This window comes from Photorhabdus sp. RM322S (assembly GCF_042879395.1).
Classification (GTDB): domain Bacteria; phylum Pseudomonadota; class Gammaproteobacteria; order Enterobacterales; family Enterobacteriaceae; genus Photorhabdus; species Photorhabdus khanii.
On the sequence record NZ_JBHFKW010000019.1, the window covers coordinates 93671 to 102673 of the forward strand.

The 9003-nt window shown below is 43.4% G+C and carries 7 protein-coding genes and 1 rRNA gene; 6 read left to right on the forward strand and 2 right to left on the reverse strand.

What is annotated here, in order from left to right; translation table 11 throughout:
• Positions 1 to 9 precede the first annotated feature (9 nt).
• The gene (gene fre / locus ACGF63_RS13040; RefSeq protein WP_152963959.1) at positions 10 to 711 is read left to right on the forward strand and encodes an NAD(P)H-flavin reductase; all 702 of its coding nucleotides are present in this window, start codon (positions 10 to 12) and stop codon (positions 709 to 711) included.
• Positions 712 to 795: 84 nt separating this feature from the next.
• Here the strand turns inward: fre and fadA are convergent, their stop codons facing one another.
• Positions 796 to 1962, reverse strand: a complete 1167-nt coding sequence (gene fadA / locus ACGF63_RS13045) for an acetyl-CoA C-acyltransferase FadA (protein ID WP_152963958.1) — start codon at positions 1960 to 1962, stop codon at positions 796 to 798.
• A gap of 11 nt (positions 1963 to 1973) precedes the next feature.
• On the reverse strand, positions 1974 to 4160 hold the full coding sequence (fadB, locus tag ACGF63_RS13050) for a fatty acid oxidation complex subunit alpha FadB (RefSeq protein WP_387631283.1): 2187 nt from the start codon (positions 4158 to 4160) through the stop codon (positions 1974 to 1976).
• Between the two features lie 273 nt (positions 4161 to 4433).
• Here fadB and pepQ point away from each other — a divergent pair, with 273 nt between their 5' ends.
• From pepQ to ACGF63_RS13075, 5 genes are all read left to right on the forward strand, one after another.
• Positions 4434 to 5768 (forward strand): Xaa-Pro dipeptidase, encoded by a 1335-nt coding sequence (gene pepQ / locus ACGF63_RS13055; RefSeq protein WP_387631284.1) that lies wholly within the window; start codon positions 4434 to 4436, stop codon positions 5766 to 5768.
• The gene (locus ACGF63_RS13060; RefSeq protein WP_387631286.1) at positions 5768 to 6379 is read left to right on the forward strand and encodes an IMPACT family protein; all 612 of its coding nucleotides are present in this window, start codon (positions 5768 to 5770) and stop codon (positions 6377 to 6379) included. Before pepQ ends, ACGF63_RS13060 begins: the two co-directional genes overlap by 1 nt.
• A 38-nt stretch (positions 6380 to 6417) precedes the next feature.
• Complete coding sequence (gene trkH / locus ACGF63_RS13065) at positions 6418 to 7869, forward strand: Trk system potassium transporter TrkH (RefSeq protein WP_387631289.1); 1452 nt, start codon at positions 6418 to 6420, stop codon at positions 7867 to 7869.
• Between the two features lie 23 nt (positions 7870 to 7892).
• On the forward strand, positions 7893 to 8429 hold the full coding sequence (gene hemG, locus ACGF63_RS13070; protein ID WP_021325900.1) for a menaquinone-dependent protoporphyrinogen IX dehydrogenase: 537 nt from the start codon (positions 7893 to 7895) through the stop codon (positions 8427 to 8429).
• Between the two features lie 374 nt (positions 8430 to 8803).
• A 16S ribosomal RNA gene (locus ACGF63_RS13075) occupies positions 8804 to 9003 on the forward strand; the annotation flags it as partial.

The window sequence follows — 9003 nt, forward strand, 5'->3', positions numbered from 1 at the left end:
AGGGAACGCATGACAACACTGAGCTGTAAAGTAACCTCTGTAGAGGCTATTACTGATACGGTTTATCGGGTACGGTTACTTCCCGATTCTCCGTTCTCATTCCGCGCCGGTCAGTATCTGATGGTGGTGATGGATCCGAGAGATAAACGTCCGTTTTCAATGGCATCAACACCTTCAGAAAAGAAGTTTATTGAACTGCATATTGGTGCTTCTGAGCTGAATTTATATGCTATGGCGGTGATGGATAGAATTTTGGATCAGAAAGTGATCAATGTTGATATCCCTCATGGTAAGGCTTGGTTCCGTCAGAACAGTACTAATCCGCTGTTATTGATTGCGGGAGGGACGGGTTTCTCTTATACCCGTTCTATATTGCTGACAGCATTGGAAGAACAACCTGAACGCCAGATTTCTATTTATTGGGGTGGTAGAGAATCACAACATTTATATGACTTGGCTGAATTGCAATTACTTACAGAGCGTTATCCTAATCTGATGGTTGTTCCGGTTGTTGAACAGTCGGAGAATGGATGGTGTGGACGTACTGGAACCGTGCTCAAAGCGGTACTAGAGGATTTTGGTAGTTTAGCCAATTATGATATCTATATTGCAGGGCGATTTGAAATGGCAAAAATTGCTCGTGAGCGTTTTTGTAGTGAGCGTGATGCTTCTGCTGACAACATGTATGGCGATGCTTTCGAATTCATTTAAAATAATAATAAAAAAAACCCGCCCCTGACAGGCGGGAATTACGGCAACAACGACTCAGTTATAATATTTTCTACAGATAAGTTCTTAATCCATTCTTTCTATAATAGTGGCAATACCTTGGCCTAAACCGATACACATGGTTGCCAACCCAAACTGAACATCGTGGCGCTCCATTAGATTCAACAATGTTGTTGTAATGCGAGCACCTGAACAGCCTAATGGATGCCCGAGAGCGATTGCTCCACCATTAAGGTTCACTTTGTCATCCATGCGATCCAGCAAATTCAGACCTTTCATGCAGGCAATTGATTGAGCGGCAAATGCTTCGTTTAGTTCAATTACGCCAATATCATCCAGCCCTAAACCTGCTTTTTTGAGAGCTTTCTGTGTAGCAGGGACAGGGCCATATCCCATAATGGAAGGATCACAACCAACAGCAGCCATTGAACGGATACGGGCGCGAGGTTTTAGTCCCAGATTTTTAGCATAGCTTTCACTGGTTATCAGCATCGCAGATGCACCATCGGATAAGGCAGAGGAGCTGCCTGCTGTAACCGAGCCTGTTACCGGATCGAAGACAGGACGCAGAGCTGCCAGATCTTTCAGATTGGTATCTGGACGGATCACTTCATCGTAATCAAACAGTTTTAGTATGCCATCGGCATCGTGACCATAAATTGGTGATATCTCATTGGAGAATGCACCTGATTGTGTTGCTTGTGTTGCATTTTGGTGAGAGCGAAGTGCAAATTCATCCTGCATTTCACGGCTGATATGGTGAATCTTTGCCAGCATTTCGGCGGTTAAACCCATAACTCCTGCGGCCTTGGCGACACTCAGGCTCATTTTAGGGTGGAAATCCACACCATGAGTCATCGGAACATGGCCCATGTGTTCTACACCACCAATCAGTGTGACATTGGCTTCTCCGGTCATAATCATGCGGGCACCATCATGCAGCGCCTGCATTGATGAGCCGCATAGCCGGTTAACGGTCACGGCAGGTACAGAGTGAGGGATATCAGCCAGTAGTGCAGAATTACGAGCAATGTTGAAACCTTGCTCCAGAGTTTGCTGAACACAGCCCCAGTAGATATCATCTATCTTGTGTTTCTGCACTGCCGGATTACGTTTAAATATCTCTTTCATCAGGTGAGCAGAGAGATCTTCAGCCCGGACCTGACGGAATGCACCACCTTTTGAGCGCCCCATTGGGGTGCGGATGCCATCAATAATGACTACATTTTCCATGTTTCCAGACCTCACGCTGTTGTTCCGGTGCTGACAGCAATCGTTGCTGCTGTAGGGTAGTAACTTTCATTACGTTCAGCTTTGGCTTTCAAACCAGGTGGTACCTGATAAAGAGCACCGAGGTGAGCATAATTCTCAGCCATTTTAACGTAATTTGCTGTTCCCATTGTTTCCAGATAACGGAAAACACCACCGCGGAACGGAGGGAAACCAATACCATAAACCAGAGCCATATCCGCTTCTGCCGGGCTGGCAATGACACTTTCTTCCAAGCAGCGGGCAACTTCGTTGATCATTGGGATCATCGTACGGGCAATGATCTCTTCACCGGAGAAATTATTCTTCGGTTGGCAGATGGTTGCCAACAGTTGATCAGTTTGCTCGTCCTGCTCTTTCTTTGGTTTGCCTTTCTTATCCTGTGTGTACTTATAGAAACCGATACCGTTTTTCTGTCCGTAGCGTTGATTTTCATATAGAACATCAATAGCATCTTTATAATCACGCTGCATACGATCCGGGAACCCTTGAGCCATGACTGACTGAGAATGATATGCAGTATCAAGACCAATGACATCAATAAGATAAGCAGGACCCATTGGCCAGCCAAATTCCTTCTCCATAATTTTGTCTATTTGGCGGAAATCACCACCGTCACGCAACAACATACCGAAGCCAAGGAGATAAGGGAGCAGTACCCGGTTTACAAAGAATCCCGGACAGTCGTTAACAACAATAGGTGTTTTACCTATTTTGCTGGCGTAAGCAACTACAGTTGAAATTGTTTTTTCAGAGGTTTTTTCACCGCGGATCACTTCAACCAGTGGCATACGATGCACTGGGTTAAAGAAATGCATACCACAGAAATTTTCTGGGCGTTTTAGGGACTTAGCTAATTCTGAAATTGGAATTGTTGAAGTGTTGGATGCCAGAACACAATCTTCATTAACCAGAGTTTCAGTTTCTGAGAGTACAGCTGCTTTGATCTTCGGATTCTCTACTACTGCTTCAATCACTATTTGAGCCTGTCCGATACCGGCATAATTTAATGTAGGTTGAATAGAAGAAAGGGTTCGCGCCATTTTTATGGCGTCAAGACGGCCACGTTCAAACTGTTTGTTCAGCAGTTTCGCCGCTTCATTCATACCTAATTCAAGGGCCTGTTGATTGATGTCTTTCATCATGACAGGAACCCCTTTACGGGCAGACTGGTAGGCGATACCACCACCCATAATCCCTGCGCCCAGAACTGCGGCATACTCAGGTGTTGTAACTTCTTTCAGATGTTTTTTCGCCAGCCCTTTTATGTACTGGTCATTAAGAAAAATACCGACCAAAGCACGGGCAACATCTGTCTGCGCCAGAGGGATAAAGTTGGCGGCTTCCACTTCCAGTGCTTCATCACGGCCAAGTGTAGCGGCTTTTTCTATGGATTTAACTGCGGTAATAGGCGCTGGGTAATGAGGGCCGGCAACTTTCATCACCATACCTTTTGCCACGCTAAAACTCATGCCACGTTCAACTTCATTGAGTTTCAAGGGCTCTAACTTTGGCTGGCGTGCTGCTTTCCAATCAAGGTTCCCTGCAATAGCCTGTTCCAACATTGATATTGCAGAATTAATCAGTTTTTCACCGGGGACAACGGCATCAATCAGGCCGTTTTTCAATGCCTCTTCTGCACCAATGTCTTTACCTGCGGCGATGATATCCAGTGCGTTATCAGTCCCGATAAGGCGTGGAAGGCGAACTGAGCCGCCGAAACCAGGCATAATGCCAAGCTTGGTTTCTGGCAGCCCAATGCGCACATCGGGGGAGGCTATACGGAAATCTGTAGACAGAACACATTCACAACCGCCGCCAAGGGCATAACCATTTATCGCTGAAATGGTTGGGACGGGTAAATCTTCTATCCGGTTAAAAATGCTATTTGCGAAATCAAGCCACTCTCGCAGTTTTTCTACAGGTGCATCGAATAAAGAGAGAAATTCAGTAATATCTGCACCAACAATAAATGCAGCTTTATCAGAGCGTAATAAAACGCCTTTTAATTCAGTTTGTTGTTCCAGATTGGCGACAGCCTTATCCAGAGATGCAACAGTTTTGGTGTCCAGTTTATTAATAGCGGCGGGGGCATTGAAAACTAGTTCAGCGATGCCATCTTTCAGCCAGCTTACTTGAATTGTTTCACTTTGATAGAGCATGTCGTTCTCCTAAATGAGCGCATACCATCTGGTATGACCAGATAGGCTTGATTGTGGTTATTATGTTAAGTAAATGCAAATGAGTGATTAGTTTTTTGCAAGGGTGATCACAAGTGAGATTTGTATCTCATTGACAATAATTGTTTTTATATTTTTATAAATAAGGAGTTAGCAGGATCCGATAAATTGGGATGATTTTCGCGTGATACCTGCAAATATCAATGGCTGTGATAAGCTAATGGTTCAGCCATAAAATAAAAAAGGTCAATTGAAATGGAAAAGTTGGCATCTCTGTACCACGAACATATCTCTACATTGCAACAACGTACCCGCGAAGTACTGGCCCGTAATCAATTGGATGCTCTGCTTATTCACTCCGGTGAATTACAGCGTATTTTCCTGGATGACAGAGACTATCCTTTTAAAGTTAGTGCTCACTTCAAAGCTTGGGTACCCGTAACTAAAGTACCTAATTGTTGGTTATGGGTAGATGGTATTAATAAGCCTAAATTATGGTTTTATTCACCGATAGATTATTGGCACAGTGTAGAACCGTTGCCAACCAGCTACTGGACTAAAGAAGTTGAAATGATTCATCTGGCAAATACCGGAGATATCAATTCAGAGTTAAGTACTTATGTGAAACAGAATGTTGCTTATATTGGTTGTTCACAACCAAGAGCAAAAGAACTTGGTTTTTCTGAACATAATATCAATCCGAAAGCTGTTCTGGATTATTTGCATTTCTATCGTTCATATAAAACAGATTATGAACTGGTCTGTATGCGTGAAGCGCAAAAAACGGCTGTTGTCGGGCATCTGGCAGCTCATGAGGCATTTCAGGCTGGAATGAGTGAATTTGATATTAATATATCTTATCTGATGGCAACAGGTCATCGTGATACAGATGTGCCTTATGACAATATTATTGCTATAAATGAAAATGCGGCTGTTTTGCATTACACCGTATTGCAGCACAATGCACCTTCAGAAGTGCGTAGTTTCCTGATTGATGCTGGCGCTGAATATAATGGTTATGCAGCAGATATCACCCGTACTTATTCAGCAAAAAGTAATAACGAATTTGCTGCTCTGATTAAAGATATGAATGCTGAACAAAAAGCGCTAATCAGTACGATTAAAGCAGGAGTTCGCTACACCGAATATCATATTCAGATGCATCATCGGATTGCTAAGTTGCTGAAAAAATACGGTATCGTGAAAGATATCAGTGAAGAAGTTATAGTTGAAAAAGGGCTGACAACGCCATTCTTTCCACATGGTATTGGTCACCCTCTTGGATTGCAGGTCCATGATGCGGCAGGGTTTATGCAGGATGATACAGGTACGCATTTAGCTGCTCCGGCCATATATCCATATCTGCGTTGTACCCGTATTCTGGAACCTCGTATGGTGCTAACTATCGAGCCGGGCCTTTATTTCATTGAATCGTTGCTGGCACCTTGGCGTGAAAGTGAGTTCAGTAAGCATTTTGATTGGAATAAAATTGGGATGCTTAAACCATTCGGTGGTATTCGTATCGAAGACAATATTGTTATCCATGAAAATAAGGTGGAAAACATGACTAGGGATCTGCAACTGCCATAATGAAGCCTTATTTGATACCCACAGCTCCAGTGAGTTTGACTGAAGAGATTAAAAAAAGTCGCTTTATTACCCTGCTGGAGCATACCTGTGGGGTAGATGAAGCTAAGGCATTTATTCAGCAAATCAAAGCTCAGTACCCTGATGCCCGGCATCATTGCTGGGCATTTGTTGCTGGTGCTTCGGATGATTCACAACAATTGGGTTTTTCTGATGATGGAGAGCCTTCAGGGACCGCAGGTAAGCCGATGCTATCTCAGCTGATGGGAAGTCATGTCGGTGAAATAACCGCAGTTGTTGTCCGTTATTTTGGTGGAGTAAAATTAGGTACTGGTGGATTAGTAAGGGCATATGGAAATAGTGTCCAACAGGCGCTGAAATTATTGGAAACAAAATATAAGATTCCACAGAAGATCTGCTATTTGCAGTGTGAATATGCCCATATCTCTATGATTGAACAGTTATTACAGAAATCAGAGGGGCAGATTATTGCCAGTGAATATGCAGAGAATGTTACTTTGCGAATTTCACTTCCAGCTACCCTGGTGGGTGAAATAGGTGATAAATTATGTGATCTGAGTCGTGGTGTACTGTATTTAACACCTGATCTGTAAATATTCTCTGTTAACTGGATTTCTAAGGAACCAGCTGAATGCATTTTCGTGCCATAACCCGTATTGTTGGGCTGCTTGTCATTCTTTTCTCTGTCACTATGATTATTCCAGGGTTGGTAGCACTAATCTATCGTGATGGCGCTGGGCGTGCATTTAGTCAAACATTTATTTTTGCTTTAGTTATCGGTTTAATGCTTTGGATACCAAACCGGGAACAAAAACATGAATTAAAGCCTCGGGAAGGGTTTCTTATCGTTGTTTTATTTTGGACGGTACTTGGTAGTGTCGGGGCTTTACCTTTCATCTTTTCTGAGCAGCCAAATCTTTCTATTACAGATGCATTCTTTGAATCTTTCTCTGGTTTAACAACAACGGGCGCTACAACACTTATTGGGCTTGACACCTTGCCTAAAGCAATTCTCTTCTATCGGCAGATGTTGCAATGGTTGGGGGGGATGGGGATTATTGTGCTGGCTGTTGCAATACTGCCTCTGCTTGGGGTCGGAGGGATGCAGCTTTATCGGGCTGAAATGCCAGGGCCTTTGAAAGATAATAAAATGCGTCCACGAATTGCTGAAACAGCAAAAACTTTGTGGTTGATTTATGTGTTACTGACAATTGCTTGTGCTCTGGCGTTATGGGCGGCTGGTATGTCAGTTTTTGATGCTATTTCCCACAGCTTTTCAACCATTGCAATTGGTGGATTTTCTACTCATGATGCCAGCATTGGTTATTTTAATAGCCCCGTGATAAATACTATCATTGCGATTTTCCTACTGATTTCTGGTTGTAATTTTGGTCTGCACTTCGCGGTGTTAACGGGACGCAGCCTGACAGTGTACGGGCGGGATCCTGAATTCCGTATGTTCATCTCTATTCAATTAGCACTGGTGATTATCTGTACTTTTATCTTATGGCACTATGCTGTTTATAAATCGGGAATGGAGACACTGAACCAAGCTTTTTTCCAGGTTGTTTCAATGGCGACAACGGCAGGGTTCAGTACAGATAGCTTTGCCCGTTGGCCATCATTTTTGCCAATACTGCTGCTGTGTTCTGCTTTTATCGGTGGTTGTGCGGGTTCGACTGGGGGGGGACTGAAAGTCATTCGTATCTTATTGCTATTCCTCCAAGGTTCCCGTGAGTTGAAGCGGTTGGTTCATCCGAATGCGGTTTATACCCTAAAATTAGGGCGAAGAGCATTACCTGAACGTATTATTGAAGCTGTCTGGGGATTCTTCTCTGCTTATGTTTTGGTATTTATCATCAGTTTGTTATTGCTTATCGCTACTGGAGTAGATGAACTTTCTGCTTTTTCTGCGATATCCGCTACACTGAATAATCTAGGGCCTGGGTTGGGTGTTGTTGCTGATAACTTCACTGCAATGAACCCAGCGGCTAAATGGATATTAGTTATAACGATGTTGTTTGGCCGCTTGGAAGTATTTACTTTGTTAGTTTTATTTACACCGACCTTCTGGCGTGAATAATCTATTGGAAGAAGGATATCGCTATGAACTGCTTATTGCTTTATTCCAGTCAGGATGGGCAGACTAAGAAAATTATTACCCACATTGCTGAGAATCTACACAGAGCAGGGCAGATATGTGATCTCAGAGACTTGGCAACAGCAGAAACAATCGATTTGAAATCTTATGACAAAGTTATGATTGGAGCTTCAATCAGATATGGTCATTTTAGTTCAGCACTGAAGAAATTTGCTATTCGTCATCAACAGCAGCTTAATAAAATGCCAACCGCATTTTTTGGCGTGAATCTGACAGCAAGGAAACCAGAGAAGCGTACACCTGAAACGAATGTGTATGTTCGTAAATTCCTGCTTAATACCCCATGGCAGCCAGATCTGTGTGGTGTTTTTGCTGGTGCGTTACTTTATCCTCGTTATTGCTGGTTTGATCGTGTAATGGTTAAACTGATCATGAAGATGACCGGTGGGGAAACTGATACAACCAAAGAAATTGAATATACCGACTGGCAGCAAGTCGATCATTTTGCTGATGATTTCCTTGGAATGGTGAGTGAAAAATAACTGATTTGTTCTTTTTTTCAGTATTTAGTTGAAAAAATCCGCGAACGACAGTTTTTTTTAAATAAACGCTTGCCAGCGCCAAAGAACTCCCTATAATGCGCCACCACTGACCGACACAACGCTGACAAAGCGTGTGAGGCCAGGCAGAGCAAAGTGAATAAGCGCTTGACTCTGCGGGCGAAAAGCGTAGTATACGCAGCCCGGCTGGACGAGAATATTACTTTTTATTTCAGCCTGCTCTTTAACAATTAATCAGACAATCTGTGTGGGCACTCACAAGACCGTATCACAAAAAAATACACTAAAGTCTTGAAGAGTGAACAACAGTTAATTCATTACGAATAAACAGTCAGTTTCTTTGAGCATCAAGCTTTTAATTGAAGAGTTTGATCATGGCTCAGATTGAACGCTGGCGGCAGGCCTAACACATGCAAGTCGAGCGGTAACAGGAAAGTGCTTGCACTTTTGCTGACGAGCGGCGGACGGGTGAGTAATGTCTGGGGATCTGCCCGAGGGCGGGGGATAACCACTGGAAACGGTGGCTAATACCGCATAATGTCGCGAGACCAAAGTG